Here is an 18,624-nt window from a genome sequence, read left to right as displayed (position 1 = left end):
GGCTGGTGGGCCACCGGAATGGGCGCCCAGAAGGTCGCCATCACCGGCCTCGGCGACGGCAGCGCCCAGATGCTCGCCACCCGCAACTGAGCACCGTCACCCGTAACCCGTAACCCGTGACCTGTACGCGGCTCCGCTTCCTGCGGGACCGCGTACGGCCGTTGCTACAGCCGGCTCAGCGAAGCCGCGGCGAACAGGACGTCGCGGATCGCCTCCCGGTCGCCGGTCTGGCCCACCGCGGCCTCCTCCGGGGAGATGTGCCCGGCGGCGAGCTGGCAGAACTCCAGGCCGTCCAGGGCGACCTCCGCCACCGTGTGCTCCCGCGAGGGCTTCGCCGCCGGGGAGTCCAGGGCGATGTCCCAGCTGCCCCCGCCCGCGCCCTCGATCTCCAGGTGCAGGGTCCGCCCCGGGGCACCCGCCGCGACCAGGCCGCGGGCCGGGGCCGCGAGACCCGAACGCCGCCGGCCCGCCAGGGCGCCGGGCAGCAGCCGGGCCGCGAGGTCGATCATCCGGTGCAGGTGCGGCCCCGAGGGCGGCTCGTACGGGTAGTCCACCGCCTCCGCGATGTCCCAGGCGTGCACCCAGCACTCGAAGGCCCGCTCCAGGAAGGCGTCGCCGAGCGGCAGCGCGAAACCCCCGTAGTCCACGTCCAGTTCGGCCACGCCCCGGCCGGCGAAGGAGACCGTACGGACCAGCGTGTGCCCCTGGGCCCGCCACGGTTCGCGGACCTGACGGGTGGCGGGGTGCGGGGCGGAGTTCCAGAAGTGCTCGGTGCGGTCCGTGGGGCCGCCCGGCGGCGCCTTCGGCCCCAGCGGGTCGTCCAGTCCCAGCGCGGTGGCGATCAGCCCGTCGACGGTGAGCAGGTGCCCGATCACCCCCGCGACCGTGGTGCGGTACGAGCGCCGGCGTTCCTCCTCGAACCACTTCAGCCGCACCGGGGTGTGCCACTCCGAGTCGCCGAAGTCGCGCAGCAGCGCGTCCAGCCGCGCCGTCTCGGTGTCGTACGGGTTCGCCCACGCCGGTACGGGGATGCGGGCGGGGCGCTTGCCGAGGCAGTCCTCCAGCACGCGCGAGCGCAGCAGCGGCTTGAGGTCGAGGCTCTCCTCCGGGTGCAGCAGGCCCACCGCGTCGCGCAACCGCAGCGCCTCCTCGGCGCAGGGCGCGCACTCGGTGAGGTGGTCCTCGACGGCCTGGGTCTCCTCGGCGGAGCAGGCGGCGAGCGCCCACGCGCCGAGCAGGGACTTGAGCACGGCGTGCGAGGGCGGTGCGGGCGGCAGGGTCGCCGGGGCGTCCAGGTCGTCGCCGGCCGCGCGGGGACCCGGTATCCGTGCGCGACCGCCCGCCTGCCGCTCGTACGCGTCGTCGGGGGTGTCTTCGGAGGGTCCGGTCATCGGGGCGTTCCGTATCCGCGTGGGCCGTATCCGGGCGGGGCGGTGTCCTCCCGGGGGAGGACGTTGGCGGTCGACAGCAGCTGGAGCCCGAGCCGCAGCCTGCGCCGTGCCTCGTCCTCGCTGATCTGCAGGTCGGCGGCGGCCTGGCGGTAGTCGCGGCGCTTGAAGTACGCCAGTTCCAGGGCGGCCCGCAGCGGCGCGGGCATGGAGGTGACGATGTAGTCCGCGCGGGCGGCCGCGTTGGCGCTGCGCACCTTCTGTTCGAGTTCCTCGCGCGAGCCGCGGCCCAGTTCGGCCTGGCGCAGCCGGGCGACGGCCTGGCCCTGGGTGATCCGCGCGACCCAGGAACGCATGGAGCCCTGCTTGGGGTCGTAGGCGTCCGGGTTCTCCCAGATGTAGCCGAAGACCTCGCGGGTGATCCGGTCCGCGGCCTTCTCGTCGCCGAGGACCCGGTGCGCCAGGCTGTGGACGAGCGAGGCGAAACGGTCGTAGAGCTCCCCCAGCGCGGCGGCCTCACCGCGGGCGAGACGCTGCTGCATGCGGCGGTCCCAGCGCGGTGGAACGTCCTTCGCCATGGTGCCTCCAGCCGTGTGTCGACCCGTCAAATGTAGTGGGCACCGGATGGAACGCGCCGGTTTTGCGCGAACCTCACGCGGGAAGCGGGGCCGGCGTGCTAGCCCGGCGCCCCGGTACCCGCGCACGCGCCCCGGCGCGCTCCCCGTGCGCGGGTTCGGTGCGGCCACCTCCTTGACCACTTCGCTTAACGCGCAGGCCACCGAGGCCGTACGCTCCTGCCTGTCTTGATCTGAACCCCAACCGCACCCCTACGCACACGTGAAGGCGGAAGCCGACCATGGACAGCGCAGAGTACGAGCGCAAGATCGCCGCCCGATTCGCCACCTTCGACCAGGACGGGTCCGGCTATATCGACCGGGAGGACTTCAGCACGGCGGCGAGGGCCGTGCTGGCCGAATTCGGTACGGCCGCGCGCTCGGAGAAGGGCCAGGCCGTCTTCTACGGCGCCGAGGCGTTCTGGCAGGGCATGGCCGGGATCGCCGATGTGAACGGCAACCAGCGGGTGTCCCGCGAGGAGTTCGTCACCGGGGCGGCGAAGCGGCTGCGGGACAACCCGCAGCGGTTCGCGGAGATCGCCCGGCCGTTCCTGCGGGCCGTGATCGCGGTGGCGGACGAGGACGGCGCGGGCGCGACCCCGGCGGCGGCCGCCCGCGTCCTGCGCGTCCTGGGCACCGAGCCCGCGCTGGCCGCCCGGCTGGCGGGGGCCCTGGACACGGACGGCGACGGCCGCATCTCGGAGGAGGAGATCCTCACGGCCTTCGCCGGCTACTGCGGAGTCGACCCCGACGCCTGACGGCCGACCCCGTCCGGGGCACGCCACGCACGTGCCCCGGACGGCCGCGGGAACCCACCCGAAGCCGGACCGGACGACGACGGCCGGGGCGACGGCGAGCCGTGCGACGACGGCCGCGCGAAGCCGGCCGGTCGACGCCGACCGCACAGAGCCGGACCGCGCGACGGCGGCCGGGCGAGCCCGACCGCGCGACCGCGGCTAAGCGAAGACGACCGTGCGGGAGCCGTTCAGCAGCACCCGGTGTTCGCTGTGCCACTTCACGGCCCGCGCCAGCGCCTGGCACTCCACGTCCCGCCCGATCGCGACCAGCTGGTCCGGGGTGACCTCGTGGCCGACCCGCTCGACCTCCTGCTCGATGATCGGACCCTCGTCGAGGTCGGCCGTCACGTAGTGGGCGGTCGCGCCGATCAGCTTCACACCGCGCGCGTGCGCCTGGTGGTACGGCTTGGCGCCCTTGAAGCTCGGCAGGAAGGAGTGGTGGATGTTGATGATCCGCCCGCTCAGCTCCTTGCACAGGGTGTCCGACAGCACCTGCATGTACCGGGCGAGCACCACCAGCTCGACGTTCTGCTCGCGCACCAGCTCCAGCAGCCGCGCCTCCGCGTCCGCCTTCGTGTCCTTGGTCACCGGGATGTGCACGAAGGGGATGTCGTACGAGCCGACCAGCTCGGCGAAGTCGGTGTGGTTCGAGACCACGGCCGCGATCTCCACCGGCAGCGCACCGATCCGGGAGCGGAACAGCAGGTCGTTCAGGCAGTGCCCGAACTTCGACACCATCAGCACGATCCGCATCCGCTCGTCCGTGCGGTGGATCTGCCAGTCCATCCTGAAGGAGTCGCCGATCGCGGCGAAGCTCGCGCGCAGCTTCTCCACCGTCACCGCGGGCTCGGCCTCGAAGTGCACCCGCATGAAGAAGAGGCCGGTCTCGCGGTCTCCGAACTGCTGGCTGTCGACGATGTTGCAGCCGGTCATGAAGAGGTAGCTCGACACGGCGTGCACGATGCCCTGCTTGTCGGGGCAGGAGACGGTCAGGACGTACTGGGCCAGCGGCTCGGGGCGGGCCTGCTGCTGTGGGTGTTCGCTCATGACGGCACAGCCTTTCACACCGCGCGCGTGAGGATCCTCAGCACGTCGACGGAGCTGGGCCGCTCGTCCGGGTCCTCCCCGTCCGCCGCCGACATCCGTACGTGCGCCTCGCGCGCCGCCCGGACCGCCTCGGGCCAGTCCTGGTGGCCGAGGTAGGCGGAGACGGGCGCGTCGGGGCCGACCTGGTGCAGGATCCGCAGCACCCGCAGGACGGCGACGTCGACCAGGGCCGCCTCCTGGGCGTCGCGGAAGATCGTGCCGACGTACTTGTCGGCGGACCAGCTGTCGAGCCAGGTGTCCTCGACGAGCCGGTACACGGCGTCGGTGACGTCCCCGTACCCTTCGACGCCGGCCAGCCAGACCTCCTCCTGGAACACCGGGTCGGAAAGCATGTGCAGCGCCGAGCGCACGTTGCCGCGCCAGCGCCACCACGGCATGTCGTTGAGGGGCATGCCGCCCATGGTGGAGGAGCGGCCGCCGCGGCGGGAAGAGTTCTTCGAACCTTGGGCGAATGTCACGCTTTCGATCGTACGTTCCCCGGTGGTGCGATCTTGAAGCACCTGTGCGCGACCGGCCCCCCGCAATTCACCTCGGCGTCACCCTTTGTTGTGTCCATCTCATCGCCGAGTTACCCCCGGGGCGGAAGGGTCGGTGGACATGACCCATCACCGACGCGCAACTGCCCTGTCCCGCCTGGTGATTGCCACGGCGACGGCCGCGTGTCTCACCACAGCGTGCGGGGTGGTCCCCGGTGGCCCGGGGGGCTCCGGGGACTCCCTCACGGTCGTGACCTTCGCACCCATGGGCACCAAAGCGACCAACATGCCCGGCATGCCCGGCATGGCCAAGGCCTACGAGCGCTGGGTGAACGCCAACGGCGGCATCAAGGGCCGCAGACTGCGCGTGATCACCTGCAACGAGAAGAACACACCGACCGGCGCCGCCGACTGCGCCCGCAAGGCCATCACCGAGAAGGCCGTCGCCGTCGTCGGCTCCTACAGCCAGCACGGACGCGCCTTCATGGCCCCGCTGGAGGCCGCGGGGATCCCCTTCATCGGCGGCTACGGAGTGTCCCCGGAGGAGTTCCAGAGCACCCTGTCCTACCCGGTCAACGGCGGGCAGCCCGCCCTGCTCGCCGGGGCCGGCCACCAGCTCGGCAAGGCCTGCTCCCAGGTCTCCCTGGTCCGCCCGGACACCCTGGCGGGGGACACCATGCCGGTCCTGCTGAACGCGGGGCTCAAGGCCAACGGCATGCCGGAGGCCTCCGACATCCGGGCGGCCGAGGACTCCGCCGACTTCAAGCCGCAGGCCCGCGAGGCACTGAGCAGCAGCCCGCCGGCGCCCGCACCGGCCGCCCCGTCCGGCACGACAGCGGCCACCACCCCCGCCCCCACTCCGGCCGCCGCCGCCAAGGCGCCGAAGGACCCGGCCAAGGACCCGGGCAAGGAGAACAGGAGCTGCGTGACGGCCGTCCTCGGCGAGCGCACCGAGATCTTCTTCGACGCCTTCCGCCGCGTCGACACCACCCGCAGGACGCAGATCTCCTCCGTCCTCGGCAGCATCAGCCAGGCCCTGGTCGACCGCACCGGCGGCAAGGACAGCCCCTTCGAGGGCGCCTACGTCACCAGCTGGTACCCCGTGTCAACCGACCCGCTGTGGGCACCGATGCGCACGATGATCAGCGAGCAGGCCTTCGGCGACGACACCGTGGACCCCGACGACAGCGGGGCCCAGACCACCTGGATCGCGTACAGCGTCCTCCACCAGATCGTCCAGCGCTTCAGGAGCGACGAGGAGATCACCGCCCGCAAACTGAGCCGGGCCCTCAACCAGTCCCCGGGCGTGCAGACCGGAAACCTCACCCCCGAGCTGAGCTGGCGCTACCAGGACATGCGGGCCGTGGCCGGCTTCCCGCGCCTGGTCAACGGCCGGGTCAGCTTCCAGACCGTCCAGTCGGGCCGCCTGATCGCCCAGCTCGGCGAGCAGAACCTCGACATGACCCCGACCCTGGAACAGGCCCCCCGCTCGGCCTGACCCGGGCGGGGCGGCCGCCCGTCACAGCTGCGACTTGTCCCGCTGGGTGAGGCCGTACTTGGCGGCGATCGAGTTCCACATGGCCGCCGCCGACTCCTTGGCCTTCGTCGCCTCGGCGCTCGACTTGTTGCCGTCGGCCGCGTCGTCGGTGGCCTTGGCCTTGCCGTCCTTGCAGCCGCCCTTGTCGTGGGCGGCGTCGTCCGCCCACGACGCGTAGCTGTTGTCGGCGTCCGCCGAGGCCTTCCAGGCCTTGGTGAGGGCGGCGGCGAGCCGCGCGTGGTTCGGGAGCCGGTCCATCTTGAGCTCCTGGAGCCGGGTGACCAGTTCCTCGCGCTGGCGGGCGGCGTCGCGCAGGTCCTGGGCCGCCTGGCCGAGGTTCTTGCAGTCCTTGATGTCGTCCACGGCCTTGATCACCGAGGCCCGGCTGTCGTTGCTGTCCGCGAGCAGCTTGTCGAGCTGGACGGCCTGCGGGCGGGCCGGGTCCACCGCCTCCTCCCCGGGCGCCGCGCCCGAACCGGCGGAGCCGCTCGCGGCGGGGGCCACCGCGCCGGGGTCGGTGTTCTGCGCCTTGCCGTCGCCGAGCAGGGCGCCCACCCCGAGCCCGGCCACGGCCAGGCCGAACACCGCGGCCGCGATGACGGCGGGCGGGATCCGGCGCCCGGGCGCGGGGGGCGGGGGCGGGGGCGCGTACTGCTGCTGGGGCTGTTGCGGCTGGGGCTGCTGCGGCGGCTGGGGCCGGCGCGGCCCGTACTGCTGCGGCGGCGCGGGCGGCGGGGTCCGGCGGGGCCCCGGGTCCGGGACCGGCGGCAGCTGCTGGGTGTGCCCGGCGGCCTCGGCGTCCGCGTCGGTCCGGAACAGCGCGTCGAAGCCCTCGGCGGTGTTCGCCGCGGGGGCCCCCGGGACGGGCGGGATGTGCTGCGTGGCCTGCTCGTGCTGCGGGGCGGGCGGCACGGGCGGCATGTACTGGGTCGCCTGCTCGTGCTCCGGAACCGGGGGGATGTACTGCGTGGCCTGCTCGTGCGCGGACGCCTGGACGGGCGGGATGTACTGCGTGGCCTGCTCGTGCGCGGACGCCTGGACGGGCGGGATGTACTGGGTCGCCTGCTCGTGCTGCGGAACCGGCGGGATGTACTGCGTCGCCTGCTCGTGGGCCGCCGCCCGCACCGGCGGGATGTACTGCGTGGCCGCCTCGGGCAGCGGCGGGTACCCGTACCCGTGGGGGTCCCCCGGCCCCTCGAAGCCCGGGCCGACGACGTGGCCCGCCGGCGGCGGGTACCCGTACGCGGGCTGCCCGGGCTGCGGCGCCGGCTCGTACGGGGCCCCGTACGGCGCGGCGTACTGCTGCGGGTCCTGCGCGGCCCGGTCCCGGCCCTGCTCGCCCTGCGCCTCCTGCTCCTGCGGGTACCCGTACCCCGGGGGCGCCCCCCACGCCTCCCCGGCCTGCGGCCCCGGCTGCTGCGGGTAGCCGGGAGCCGGCACCGGCTGTGCCTGATGCGGCGTCCCGGGCTGGGGGACGCCCCCTTGTCCGTTCTCCGTCACCGGGACTCCTTCTGCCTTCTCCGACTCGTCCGAACCCACGGAACCGTCGGGTCACGCTACCCGGTCGCGCCGCGCCCCCGTCAGGCCGCCTGAACCTCCAGCCGCGCCCCGAACTCCCGCACGGCCGGTTCCTCCCGGTACGGCTCCAGCCGCGCCCGGAAGTCGTCCAGGTACTCCGCGCCCCGCCGCGAGCGCAGCGACCCCAGCAGTTCGGCGGCCTTCGCCGCCGTCTGGCAGGCCTGCTCGACCTCCCGCTGCTGGACCTGGGCCGACGCCAGCAGCAGCAACCCGATCGCCCGGCGGCGCGCCTTCGCCGCGGGCAGGCTGCGCAGCGCCTCCTCGGCCCGTTTGCCCGCCGCCTCGGCCTGTCCCAAGTCCCGGTGGCAGTGGGCCAGTTCGTCCGCAAGGTAGGCCTGGTCGAAGTGGCGGATCCACACCGGGTCGTCACCCGACTCCGGCTCGGCCCGCTCCAGCGCCGTCACCGCCCGCCCCGACAGCACCGCCGTGGCCCGGGCGTCGCCCAGCAGCGCGTGCCCGCGCGCCTCGGCGGCGTAGAACATCGCCTCCACGCGCGGGGTGACCTGCCCCCGCGTGCCCTCCTGCGCGGCCCGCGCCAGCTGCGCGATCTCCCTCGGGTTGCCCAGCTCGGCGGCGAGGTGGCTCATGGACGCGGCCAGCACGTAGCCCCCGTACGCGCGGTCGCCCGCGGCCTGCGCCATCCGCAGGGCCTGGATGTAGTAGCGCTGGGCCAGCCCCGGCTGGCCGGTGTCCACCGCCATGTAGCCCGCCAGCTCGGTGAGCCGGGCCACCGCCGCGAAGAGGGCGCGCCCGACCGGTTCCCGGTAGGAGCCCGCGATCAGCCCCGAGACGACGGAGTTGAGGTAGTGCACCACCACGGGCCGTACGTGCCCGCTGCCGAAGCGGTGGTCCAGCTCGGTCAGGGCCTCGGTGGTCGCCCGTACCGCCTCCACGTCGGGCATGCCGACGCGCGCACCGCTGCTGCGCGCCACCTGCGGGTCGGCCCCGGTGATCAGCCAGTCCCGGCTCGGCTCGACCAGGGCGGAGGCCGCCACGCTCGAACCGGACAGGAAGTCGCGGCGCCCCACGTCGCTGCGCCACAGCTCGCTGACCTGCTCGATGGCGCCGATGACGGTCGGGGAGAACTGCAGGCCGACGCCGGAGGCGAGGTTCTTGCCGTTGGCCATGCCGATCTCGTCGATGGTCACGGTGCGCCCCAGCTTGCGGCCGAGGGCCTCGGCGATGATCCCGGGGGCCCGGCCGCGCGGTTGCTGACCGCGCAGCCAGCGGGCCACGGAGGTCTTGTCGTAGCGGAGATCGAGGCCGTGTTCGGCTCCGCACATGTTGACGCGCCGGGCGAGCCCGGCGTTGGAGCACCCGGCTTCCTGGATGAGCGCCTGCAGCCGTTCGTTCGGCTGGCGCGCTACGAGAGGCCTGGCTGCCATGAAAACCCCCTGAGGCCGCGGGTGAGCAATGGAATGATCACTTCCCGCCTGAAGTGCGGAGAATCTTCCGCTCTGCGACGTGTCGTTACCCAGCGACCGCGCCCCGGCCTCCCACGCGCCCCCGCCCGTGCACCCGTGCGCCCCGTATGCAGGATCGATGCAGCGCCCACCGGCCGGTTTGCGCCCGTAACCCGCCGTGACCCCGGGAGTTGTGATGGGCGTGGAAGAGACCATCACAGTCACGGAGCACGCGCCCGTCCCCCAGCAGCGCGGGGACCAGCTGCTGGACCATGCCGTGCGGTACGTGGAAGAACGCCACTGGGACGTCTTCGCCGGCACGTGGCTGGAGCCGGGCGACGGCCGGGAGGTGTGCTCCTGCGGGGTGGCCGACTGCCCGGCGCCCGGCGCGCACCCGGCGGTGAAGGACTGGGCGTCGCTGGCCTCGGGCAGCGCGGTGGGCGTGCGGCGGATCTGGGCCAAGCACCCCGGCGCCTCCATCCTGATGCCGACGGGCCGCACCTTCGACGCGCTCGACGTGCCGGACTCCGCCGGGTTCCTGGCGCTGGCGCGGCTGGAGCGCACGGACCGCACCCTGGGGCCCGTCGCGCTGACCCCCGACCACCGGATGCTGTTCTTCGTCCTGCCGGGCGCGGGGGCGAAGGTGCCCGAGCTGGTGCGCAAGCTGGGCTGGCTGCCCCACGCCATCGACCTGGCCACGCGGGGCGAGGGGCAGTACGTGGCGGCGCCGCCGACCCGCTTCGGCGGCAAGGGACCGGTGCAGTGGGCCCGTAAGCCCACGCCGGCGAACCGGTGGCTGCCGGACGCGGAGGAGCTGATCGACGCCCTCGCGTACGCCTGCGGCAGCGAGGCGGCCGCGGCCCGGGGCCGCCGCAAGGCGTGACCCCGTTCCGCCGGCGCTGACATTCGTGTCTGCAAGTTCATGACATTCGTAACTGCTGCCGCCTCTCCCCCGGCTCCTATGGTGAGGAACGTACGACCACGGGGAACAGAACGAGAGGCAGGCGCATGCCGGACCAGGGTTATGCGGCAGGCGGTACGGGTGGGACCGGCGGGACGAGTGGGGGCGCGCGATCCGCGCAGCCCGCGGCCGCCGTGCGGGTAGAGGGACTGTGGAAGCGCTTCGGCGAGCAGGTCGCCGTCGGCGGCATCGACCTGGAGCTGCCGGCCGGCCGCTTCATCGGTCTCGTCGGCCCGAACGGGGCGGGCAAGACGACCACGCTGTCCATGGTGACCGGGCTGCTGCGCCCGGACGCGGGCCGGGTGCTCGTCGCCGGGCACGACGTGTGGGCCGACCCGGTCGAGGTGAAGTCGCGCATCGGCGTCCTGCCCGAGGGGCTGCGCATGTTCGAGCGCCTCTCCGGGCGTGAACTCCTCGGTTACATGGGCCGGTTGCGCGGCCTGCCGGGCGAGGAGACCGACAAGCGGGCGACGCAGCTGCTCGACGTGCTGGACCTCGCCGGCTCCCAGCACAAGCTGGTGGTCGACTACTCGACGGGCATGCGCAAGAAGATCGGCCTCGCGGCCGCTCTGCTGCACAACCCGGAAGTCCTGTTCCTGGACGAGCCGTTCGAGGGCGTGGACCCGGTGTCGGCGCAGACCATCCGCGGGGTGCTGGAACGTTACACCGCGTCCGGTGCCACCGTCGTCTTCTCCTCCCACGTGATGGAGCTCGTCGAATCGCTCTGCGACTGGGTGGCCGTCATGGCGGCCGGACAGATCCGCGCCGCCGGCCCGCTGGCCGACGTACGGGGTTCCGCGCCCTCGCTGCAGGCCGCCTTCCTCGAACTCGTCGGCGCCCGCGACCACGCCGCCGGCGACTCCCTCGACTGGCTCGGCGGCGCACGATGAGCGCCTCCTCCTCCGCCTCCACCGCCTCCACCGCCGCCGTCTCCTCCGCGGCCGCGGCCTCCGAGGTGTCCCTCACCTCCCTGTTCGTCCGCCTGAAGCTCTCGCTGATGCGCAACGGCCTGAAGGGCTCCTCGAAGCGCAAGGCCGTCTGGATCACCAGTCTGGTGATCTCGCTGGTGTTCTCCGTCTTCGTCACCCTGGGCCTGGCCATGCTGCACGGCCACCTCCACGCCGGTACCGTCGTCGTCCTGCTGGCCGCGATCCTCGCGCTCGGCTGGACCGTGATGCCGCTGTTCTTCCCGACCGGCGACGAGACCCTCGACCCGAGCCGGCTGGTGATGCTGCCGCTGCGCCCGCGTCCCCTCGTACGGGCCCTGCTGGCCTCCTCGCTCGTCGGCACCGGCCCGCTGTTCACGCTCTGCATCGCCGTCGGCTCCGTCGCGGCGGTCGCGCACGGCGCGGCGGGCATCGCGGCGGCCGTCGTCGGCGCCCCGCTCCTGCTGCTGGGCTGCGTGGCCCTCGCCCGGGCCGTGGCCACGGCGAACGTACGGCTGCTGACCAGCCGCAAGGGGCGCGACCTCGCGCTGCTGAGCGGCCTGCTGATCGCGATCGGCGCCCAGGTCGTCAACTTCGCCAGTCAGCGCCTGTTCGAGCAGGGCGGGCTGGCCACCCTGGAGCCGGTCGAGGCGGTCGTGCGCTGGCTGCCGCCGGCGACGGCCGTCGGCATGGTGGACTCCGCCAGTGAGGGCGCGTACGGCACGGCCGCCGCCCAGCTGGCCCTGACCCTCGCCGCCCTGGCCGCCCTCCTGTGGTTCTGGGAGCGCAGCCTGACCAGCCTGATGGTCACCCCGGACGGCTCGACCCTCGCGGCCTCGACGCCCGAGAAGGACCGGAGCGGCTCGCGCGGCGTGTGGTCCCTCCTGCCCTCGGGGCGTACGGGCGCGGTCATGCAGCGCACCCTGCGGTACATCGCCCGCGACCCGAAGACGAAGTCCGCGTGGGTGTCGGCGCTGGCGGTCGGCCTGATCGTCCCCGTCTTCAACGCCCTCCAGGGCACCGGCTCGGTCTACCTGGCCTGCTTCGGCTCGGGGATGCTCGGCGTCCAGATGTACAACCAGTTCGGGCAGGACACCTCCGCCTTCTGGATGGTCGCCCAGACCCTCTCCTCGCCGCGCGACGCGTACGGGGAACTGCGCGCCCGCGCCGCCGCGCTCGGCCTGGTCACCGTCCCGTACACCGTCCTCGTCACCGCCGTGACCGCCGCCCTGGTGGGCAACTGGGCGACGTTCCCCGCCGCGCTGGGGCTGGCCCTGGCGCTGCTCGGCTCGATGCTGTGCACGGGCGCGCTGGCCTCGGCGCACTTCCCGTACTCCATCCCGTCGGAGGGGGCGTTCAAGAACGTCGCCCCGGGACAGGGCGGCCTGGCCTGGCTCGGCATCATCGGCGGCATGCTGTCCTCGGCGGTGATCTGCTCGCCGGTGATCGCCCTGACGGTGTTCCTCTCGGTGGCGGACGGCTTCGGCCACCTGACGTGGCTGGTCCTCCCGGTCGGCATCGCCTGGGGCGCCCTGGCCACCTGGTCGGGCCTGCGCCTGGCGGCCCCGGCGGTCTTCCGCAAACTCCCGGAGATCCTGACGGCGGTCAGCAAGGGCTGACGGCCAGGGGGCGGCAGGGCACCAGCCCGGCCGCCCCCTGCCACATCAGCGCCGCGCCCCGAACCCGGCGACGAACCGCCCGAACTGCTCGGCCGCACCGGAAGGCAGCTCGGCGACCGCCGCCTCCGGCAACGCGGCGACCACGGCACTCAGCCGCACACCGAGGTCCGGGAGCACGGCCCATACGGCATCCGGCAGTCGGACGGTTTCGAGCAGCAGGTCGCCCTCGTAGAAGGACGCGTCCAGCAGGGGCTCCTCGAGCAGCAGGCGCACGGCGAGGGGAACGACGTAGGGCAGGGCCACCTGCTGCGTCACGAGCATCCGCAGATCGCCCGGCCCCAACTCCCGCAGGGGAACCCGCCGCAACGCGTGCACCCGCTCCATCAAACGGGTCACACCGCTGTCGGGCAGCGTCCAACGCGGCGGATCCAGCTCGTCAAGCGTCCGGTCAAGGTGCAGCAGATGCTCCATGCCCCCATCTTCTAACAACCGAAAGCCCGACCACATCAGGGCAGCAGCCGCGTCGGCCCGACCGAGCCGGCCGGCTGCGCCGGACCAGGGAGAGCGCTGAGGATGGAGTACTGGCACGTACGGTGGCTTCACGACGATCCGGACGAGCCGATCGTGTTCTACAGCGAAATCGGCGACGACGGGTACGAGTCGCGCAAGGTGCAGATCTATCGCGACGGCCGGAGGATTCGGGCCGACGAGCAGCACGAAGGCGCAGACATCGCGCTGGGCGAGGTCCCCGTGGGGAACATCTCCGATGTCGACGCCCAGCCGGAGTTCGAGGCCGTCCTTGTCGCACGGGCGCTGTTTGAGAGCGTATGGGAATCCGCTTCGTGGCCGCCCTGAACGAAACGACGCTCATAGGCGGGAGCGTTGCCCGCGAGCCGACGTGCACGCGACGAGGCAGTTCCCGGCCTCCCGGGGAGGCTGCCTACGGGTCAGGACCCCTGGACGGCGCCGTCACGGTGTGCCGGTTGTGAACGCCCGGCGGTAGGCCGACGGGGAGGTGGCCAGGGTGGAGGCCAGGTGGTGGCGGAGGGAGGCCGCGGTGCCGAAGCCCGATTGGGTGGCGACCTGGTCCACCGGGAGGGTGGTGGTTTCCAGGAGGCGGCGGGCGTGGTCGACGCGGCGTTGCGCCAGCCACTGGCCCGGCGGCATGCCGACCTCCGACACGAAGCGGCGGCAGAAGGTGCGGACGCTCATTCCGGCGTGGGCCGCCAACTCCCGCAGTGCGAGCGGGCGGTCCAGGTGGTGCAGGGCCCAGGCGCGGGTCGCGGCCGTCGTGGCGGCTTCCGGCTCCGGCATCGGGCGCTCGATGTACTGGGCCTGGCCGCCCTCCCGCCACGGCGGGACCACGCACAGGCGCGCCACCCGGTTGGCGATCTCGCTGCCGTGGTCGCGGCGGACCAGGTGCAGGCACAGGTCCACTCCGGCGGCGACCCCGGCCGCCGTGAGGACGCGGCCGTCGTCGACGAAGAGGACGTTCTCGTCGACCTCGATGTGGGGGAAGGCCCGTTGGAAGGTGCGCGCCTCGTTCCAGTGCGTGGTGGCGCGCCGCCCGTCGAGCAGGCCCGCGGCGGCGAGTACGTACGAGGCCGTGCAGATCGAGACGATGCGGGCGTGCGGCCGGAGCAGGGCGAGGGCCTCGGCGAGGTCGGCCGGCAGCCAGTCCCGGGGCTCCGTCGGGCCGCAGGTGAACGGCGGGATCACCAGGGTGTCCGCCGTGCGCAGGGCCTCGGCGCCGTGCCCGACCGTGATGGTGAAGTCGGCGCTGGTGGCGACCGGGGCGCCCGTCAGGCTGCACGTGGTGACCTCGTAGAGCGGTTCGCCGTCCGGCCCGCAGGCCGTGCCGAAGATGCGTACCGGGATGCTCAGTTCGAAGGGGTAGACGCCCTCCAGGGCCAGGACGACCACACGGTGCAGCGCAGAAGACATGGCAAGATCTTTTCAGATGGTGGCAGTCTTGCCACTCGTTCCGCAGGCCGCGGTGCGGAAATCTTGATCTCGGGACGGGGCCGCAGGGGCCCCTCCGGGAACGGGGTGGCGTGATGCGTGCGGTGGCTCAGGACGGGTTCGGCGGGCCCGAGGTGCTCGAGGTCGTCGAGGTGGAGCGGCCGGAACCGGGGCCGGCCGAGGTGCTCGTACGGGTCCACGCGGCCGGGGTCAACCCGACGGACTCCTGGCACCGCGCCACCGGCGGGCTGGCAGGGAAGCCGATCCGGCTCGGCTGGGACGTGTCCGGGGTCGTCGAGGCGGTCGGCATCGGGGTCACCACCCTCGCCCCCGGCGACGAGGTGTTCGGCATGCCGCGCCACCCCGTCCCGGCGGGCGCGTACGCGGAGTACGTCACCTCCCCCGCCCGGCACCTCGTCCGCAAGCCCGCCGCGCTGAGCCACGTACAGGCCGCCGCGCTGCCGCTGGCCGCGCTCACCGCCTGGCAGGGCCTCGTGGACACCGCGGGCCTGCGCCCCGGGCAGCGGGTGCTGGTCCACGCGGCCGCCGGCGGGGTCGGGCACCTCGCCGTGCAGATCGCCAAGGCGCGCGGCGCGTACGTGATCGGCACCGCCCGCGCCGCCAACCACGCGTTCCTGCGGGGTCTGGGCGCGGACGAGGTGGTCGACTACACCGCCGTCGACTTCGAGACGGCCGTCGAGCCGGTGGACGTCGTACTCGACGCCATCGGCGGGGAGTACGGGGCCCGTTCGCTGCGCGCCCTGCGGCCCGGCGGCATCGTGGTCTCCCTCGCCTCCCCGGCCGAGGCCCGCCTCGCGGTGGAGGCCGGGCCGCTGGGGCTGCGGGCGGCCTTCATGGCGGTGGAGGCCGACCACGCGGGGATGCGGGAGATCGCAGCCCTGGCGGAGGCCGGTCTGCTGCGGCCCGAGATCGACACGGTGCTGCCGCTGGAACTGGCCGGGAAGGCCCACGAGCTCAGCGACGGCGGCAGGACCCGGGGGAAGATCGTCCTGTCCGTCACCGCATGACCGACGGCACGGTCGACGGCACGACCGGCCCTGACGGCCGGTCCCCCGGCGCGGGGCCGCACGAGCGCCTGCTCGTACGGCTCCGCCCGGCGTACGCCCGCTAGGAGACGGCCACCCCCTCCAGGAACGGCTCCAGCGCCTCGCGCAGCGCGGCCGGCTGGTCGTAGTGGACGTAGTGCCCGGCGTCGGGGATCTCGGCGTACTGCCCGGCCGGCAGGACGCGGACCATCTCCTGTGCCTCCGCGCGGCCCAGATCGCCGTCCAGGGCCCGCACGACCAGGGTGGGGCAGCGGACCTGGGCCAGCTCCTCCCAGTGCGCGTCGTGCACCCAGGTCTCGCGGACGGTCAGCATCTGGCTGCGGGAGAAGACCGGGCGCCAGCCGTCCGGCGCCTCGTGCATCACCTCGGCGAAGAAGGCGCCGCGGCCGGGGTCGGGGCGCTCCACGCGGGGGTCGTCCTCGCCGAACCAGCGGCGGGCGGCGTCCTGCGTGGGGAAGGGCAGCGGCCAGCGGCGGAACCATTCCTCCCACTCCTGCTGGGAGGCCTCGCCCAGGGCGGAGGCCCGCATGTCGCAGATGACCAGGGCCTGGACCAGCTCGGGGCGCCGGGCGGCGAGCTGCCAGCCGGTGAGGGCGCCCATGGAGTGGCCGATCAGCACCACGGGGGCGAGCCCGAGCTGCTCGATGACGGCCTCGGCGTCGGCGACGAAAGCCTCGCGGCCCAGCGACGCGGCCCGGTCGGGCCCGGCGGGGCGGCTGCTGTGGCCGTGCCCGCGCTGGTCCAGGGCCACGACCCGGCGGTGCTCGCCGAGCCAGCGGGCGGTGCCGGCCCAGTGGAGGGCGCGGCCCATCAGGCCGTGGAGTAACAGGACCGCCGGTTTCCGGGGCTCGGCAGGCGGCTCCCGGAACTCCCAGGCGGCCAGGCGTACGCCGTCGGCGCCTGTGACATCGATGCGCTGTACCACCGGAGATGCACCCCCTTCGCTCCCGGCCAGACTATCGAACCCGCATTCGAAAACGGGCGTCTCGCCGACAACACCGCTCTTTCGAGTGACCTTGCTCAAGGATTGGCCGCCCCTGCCGATGGAGATCCTTTCAACAGGGAGGCGGGCCGCTCGGGGAAGACGGTCCGAAGGGGATGACCTTGAGAGCTCGGGGCTCCAGGTCAGCAAGGGGAGGACCGGTCCCGGCGCCGAAAGGCGCCGGGACCGCCTTGCGTCCGGCCGGCCGGCGGCACCGGGCCGCCGGCCGTCAACACCCTCGGAAGGTCAGCCCGGTGCCGTCAGCGCTTGGCGACGAACACGTGCGACGCGATGTCGGCGTCCAGCTCCGCCGCCTCGCCGCCGCTGCCGACCAGCACACCGCCCGGAGACTCCGTCACGCTCACCACCGAGCCGGGCTGCACGCCCGCCCGGCGCAGCGTGTACATCAGCTGGGCGTCGGTCTGGATCGGCTCACCGATCCGGCGGACGACCACCGTCTTGCCCTCGGTGCCCGGATCCAGCTCGGACAGGCTGACCATGCCGTCCTCCAGGAACGGGTCCGCCTCCGCCTTCTCGCCCAGCTCCTCCAGGCCCGGGATCGGGTTCCCGTACGGGGACTCCGTCGGGTGGCGCAGCAGCTCCAGTACGCGCCGCTCCACCGCCTCGCTCATCACGTGCTCCCAGCGGCAGGCCTCGGCGTGCACCTGCTCCCACTCCAGGCCGATGACGTCGACGAGCAGGCACTCCGCGAGACGGTGCTTGCGCATCACGCGCGTCGCGAGCTTGCGGCCCTCGTCGGTCAGCTCCAGGTGGCGGTCGCTGGCCACCGCCACCAGCCCGTCGCGCTCCATGCGCGCCACGGTCTGGCTCACCGTCGGGCCGCTCTGGTCCAGCCGCTCGGCGATCCGGGCGCGCATGGGGACCACACCTTCCTCTTCCAGCTCCAGGATGGTGCGGAGATACATCTCCGTGGTGTCGATCAGTCCGGACATTCGTGCCCCTCGGATTGCGTGCGCTGGCCCTGTCCCCAATTCTGACGCATCGCGCCGACAACCGTCCCGCGCCGGGCGTCAAGGCATGTACGGGACATCCGCGCGGGGCCGCGCCGCGGTGGCGGACGGGGTGCACGGGGCGGGCGGTGCGGGATTGACGGCCGTATTGACACGCCCTTGGTCCAGACCGCACGGTGAGCGGCGGACATCGGCGACGCAGCCACCGCGCACCCACACCCTGGAAGGGCCTACGGCGTATGAGCGAGAGCAAGCTGGCCGGGCAGTTCTTCGACGCCGCCATCGGCCTGCTGGAGCGGGTGCGCGACGAGGAGGGCTCCCGGATCAACGAGGCCGGGGCCGAGATCGCCCGGGCCGTCGCCTCCGGGAACCGGCTGTTCGCCTTCGGCGCCGGACACTCCTCGCTGCCCGCGCAGGACGTGGTCTACCGGGCCGGCGGGCTCGCGCTGATGAACTTCCTCGCCGTCCCGGGCACCGCGGGCGTCGACGTCATGCCGGCCACGCTGGGCAGCGCGCTGGAACGGGTCGACGGGCTCGCCGGAGCGGTCCTGGACAGCAGCCCGGCCACCGCCGGTGACGTCCTGGTCGTCATCTCGCTGTCCGGACGCAACGCCCTGCCCGTCGAGATGGCCATGAACGCCCGCGCGATCGGCCTGAAGGTCATCGGCGTGACGTCGCTGGCGTACGCGGCGGGGACCAGGTCGCGGCACGTGTCGGGCACGTTCCTGAAGGACCACTGCGACATCGTGCTGGACAGCAAGATCGCGGTGGGCGACGCCGAGTTGACGGTGGACGGCATCGACGCGCCGTTCGCTCCCGCGTCGACGGTGGTGACGAGCGCGATCATGCAGGCGGTGATGGCGGCGGCGGCCGGCGAACTGGCGGCACGGGGCGTCCAGCCGCCGCTGCTGCGGTCGGGGAACGTGGACGGCGGGCACGAGTGGAACGGGCGCGTCATGCGGGAGTACGGGGACCGGATCTTCTTCCGGCACTAGCCGGTGCCCTGTCCGGGCGGGGGCGCGGGTGTGCCGCTGCGCGGGGCGGTCCCCTACCCGCCCTTCGCCCGTTCCCCGGGCGCTGCCCGGACCCGCGCCTCAAACGCCGGCGGGGCTGCAAGACCCTGGGGCTCCGCCCCAGACCCCGCGCCTCAAACGCCGGCGGGGCTGGTTGTGCCGACGCCGGTCATGCGCCTGCGGACCGTTTCCCGGGGGCCAGCCCCCGGACCCCCGCGCCTCA

The 18,624-nt window shown here is 73.4% G+C and carries 18 protein-coding genes; 8 read left to right on the top strand and 10 right to left on the bottom strand.

The features are described 5' to 3' along the window. Positions 1 to 164: 164 nt before the first annotated feature. Together AB0D45_RS16445 and AB0D45_RS16440 are read right to left on the bottom strand one after the other, a co-directional pair. On the bottom strand, positions 165 to 1,391 hold the full coding sequence (locus AB0D45_RS16445; protein WP_362459257.1) for a zf-HC2 domain-containing protein: 1,227 nt from the start codon (positions 1,389 to 1,391) through the stop codon (positions 165 to 167). Beyond that, positions 1,388 to 1,966 (bottom strand): sigma-70 family RNA polymerase sigma factor, encoded by a 579-nt coding sequence (locus AB0D45_RS16440; protein ID WP_007265652.1) that lies wholly within the window; start codon positions 1,964 to 1,966, stop codon positions 1,388 to 1,390. The genes AB0D45_RS16445 and AB0D45_RS16440 overlap by 4 nt, the downstream gene beginning before the upstream one ends. Before the next feature lie 278 nt (positions 1,967 to 2,244). Here AB0D45_RS16440 and AB0D45_RS16435 point away from each other — a divergent pair, with 278 nt between their 5' ends. Next, on the top strand, positions 2,245 to 2,760 hold the full coding sequence (locus AB0D45_RS16435; RefSeq protein WP_361604744.1) for an EF-hand domain-containing protein: 516 nt from the start codon (positions 2,245 to 2,247) through the stop codon (positions 2,758 to 2,760). A 198-nt stretch (positions 2,761 to 2,958) separates the two neighbouring features. On the opposite strand, the gene purU is transcribed toward AB0D45_RS16435, so the two are convergent. Both purU and AB0D45_RS16425 read right to left on the bottom strand, forming a co-directional pair. Next, positions 2,959 to 3,846: a formyltetrahydrofolate deformylase gene (gene purU, locus AB0D45_RS16430; protein WP_361604747.1), complete on the bottom strand. Its 888-nt coding sequence runs from the start codon at positions 3,844 to 3,846 to the stop codon at positions 2,959 to 2,961. 14 nt (positions 3,847 to 3,860) lie between these two features. Then, on the bottom strand, positions 3,861 to 4,307 hold the full coding sequence (locus AB0D45_RS16425; protein WP_362459397.1) for a hypothetical protein: 447 nt from the start codon (positions 4,305 to 4,307) through the stop codon (positions 3,861 to 3,863). 340 nt (positions 4,308 to 4,647) lie between these two features. Here AB0D45_RS16425 and AB0D45_RS16420 point away from each other — a divergent pair, with 340 nt between their 5' ends. Beyond that, the gene (locus AB0D45_RS16420) at positions 4,648 to 5,880 is read left to right on the top strand and encodes an ABC transporter substrate-binding protein (protein WP_362459252.1); all 1,233 of its coding nucleotides are present in this window, start codon (positions 4,648 to 4,650) and stop codon (positions 5,878 to 5,880) included. A gap of 21 nt (positions 5,881 to 5,901) precedes the next feature. Here the strand turns inward: AB0D45_RS16420 and AB0D45_RS16415 are convergent, their stop codons facing one another. Next, positions 5,902 to 7,419 carry a hypothetical protein gene (locus AB0D45_RS16415; RefSeq protein WP_362459249.1) on the bottom strand — a complete coding sequence of 506 codons (1,518 nt, stop codon included), beginning with the start codon at positions 7,417 to 7,419 and terminating at the stop codon, positions 5,902 to 5,904. 80 nt (positions 7,420 to 7,499) lie between these two features. After that, positions 7,500 to 8,882, bottom strand: coding sequence for a transcriptional regulator (locus tag AB0D45_RS16410; protein WP_362459246.1), 1,383 nt, complete (start codon positions 8,880 to 8,882; stop codon positions 7,500 to 7,502). A 214-nt stretch (positions 8,883 to 9,096) separates the two neighbouring features. Between AB0D45_RS16410 and AB0D45_RS16405 the strand changes: the two genes are divergently transcribed. The 3 genes from AB0D45_RS16405 to AB0D45_RS16395 all read left to right on the top strand — a co-directional run bounded on the left by AB0D45_RS16405 (position 9,097) and on the right by AB0D45_RS16395 (position 12,406). Continuing rightward, positions 9,097 to 9,783: a bifunctional DNA primase/polymerase gene (locus AB0D45_RS16405; protein ID WP_361604759.1), complete on the top strand. Its 687-nt coding sequence runs from the start codon at positions 9,097 to 9,099 to the stop codon at positions 9,781 to 9,783. Positions 9,784 to 9,908: 125 nt separating this feature from the next. Then, a complete protein-coding gene (locus tag AB0D45_RS16400; protein WP_362459242.1) occupies positions 9,909 to 10,751 on the top strand; it encodes an ABC transporter ATP-binding protein in 843 nt (280 codons plus the stop codon). Then, positions 10,748 to 12,406 (top strand): transporter, encoded by a 1,659-nt coding sequence (locus AB0D45_RS16395; protein ID WP_362459239.1) that lies wholly within the window; start codon positions 10,748 to 10,750, stop codon positions 12,404 to 12,406. The genes AB0D45_RS16400 and AB0D45_RS16395 overlap by 4 nt, the downstream gene beginning before the upstream one ends. Before the next feature lie 45 nt (positions 12,407 to 12,451). On the opposite strand, the gene AB0D45_RS16390 is transcribed toward AB0D45_RS16395, so the two are convergent. Then, positions 12,452 to 12,877, bottom strand: a complete 426-nt coding sequence (locus AB0D45_RS16390) for a contact-dependent growth inhibition system immunity protein (protein WP_362459236.1) — start codon at positions 12,875 to 12,877, stop codon at positions 12,452 to 12,454. 102 nt (positions 12,878 to 12,979) lie between these two features. Here AB0D45_RS16390 and AB0D45_RS16385 point away from each other — a divergent pair, with 102 nt between their 5' ends. Continuing rightward, positions 12,980 to 13,261, top strand: coding sequence for a hypothetical protein (locus AB0D45_RS16385; RefSeq protein ID WP_362459233.1), 282 nt, complete (start codon positions 12,980 to 12,982; stop codon positions 13,259 to 13,261). Between the two features lie 114 nt (positions 13,262 to 13,375). Here the strand turns inward: AB0D45_RS16385 and AB0D45_RS16380 are convergent, their stop codons facing one another. After that, on the bottom strand, positions 13,376 to 14,350 hold the full coding sequence (locus tag AB0D45_RS16380) for a helix-turn-helix domain-containing protein (protein WP_362459230.1): 975 nt from the start codon (positions 14,348 to 14,350) through the stop codon (positions 13,376 to 13,378). A 113-nt stretch (positions 14,351 to 14,463) separates the two neighbouring features. Here AB0D45_RS16380 and AB0D45_RS16375 point away from each other — a divergent pair, with 113 nt between their 5' ends. Then, positions 14,464 to 15,396 carry an NADP-dependent oxidoreductase gene (locus tag AB0D45_RS16375; RefSeq protein ID WP_362459227.1) on the top strand — a complete coding sequence of 311 codons (933 nt, stop codon included), beginning with the start codon at positions 14,464 to 14,466 and terminating at the stop codon, positions 15,394 to 15,396. A 100-nt stretch (positions 15,397 to 15,496) separates the two neighbouring features. Here the strand turns inward: AB0D45_RS16375 and AB0D45_RS16370 are convergent, their stop codons facing one another. Both AB0D45_RS16370 and AB0D45_RS16365 read right to left on the bottom strand, forming a co-directional pair. After that, positions 15,497 to 16,360 carry an alpha/beta hydrolase gene (locus tag AB0D45_RS16370; protein WP_362459224.1) on the bottom strand — a complete coding sequence of 288 codons (864 nt, stop codon included), beginning with the start codon at positions 16,358 to 16,360 and terminating at the stop codon, positions 15,497 to 15,499. A 317-nt stretch (positions 16,361 to 16,677) separates the two neighbouring features. Next, a complete protein-coding gene (locus AB0D45_RS16365) occupies positions 16,678 to 17,370 on the bottom strand; it encodes a metal-dependent transcriptional regulator (protein ID WP_267091060.1) in 693 nt (230 codons plus the stop codon). Between the two features lie 257 nt (positions 17,371 to 17,627). Here AB0D45_RS16365 and AB0D45_RS16360 point away from each other — a divergent pair, with 257 nt between their 5' ends. Continuing rightward, on the top strand, positions 17,628 to 18,383 hold the full coding sequence (locus AB0D45_RS16360; protein ID WP_362459221.1) for an SIS domain-containing protein: 756 nt from the start codon (positions 17,628 to 17,630) through the stop codon (positions 18,381 to 18,383). Positions 18,384 to 18,624: the final 241 nt, after the last annotated feature.

Origin of the sequence: Streptomyces sp. NPDC048352, assembly GCF_040651895.1 — a bacterium.
Classification (GTDB): Bacteria; Actinomycetota; Actinomycetes; order Streptomycetales; family Streptomycetaceae; genus Streptomyces.
The sequence above is the reverse complement of the archived record's forward strand: the minus strand, read 5'-3'. Positions and strand labels throughout refer to the sequence as shown.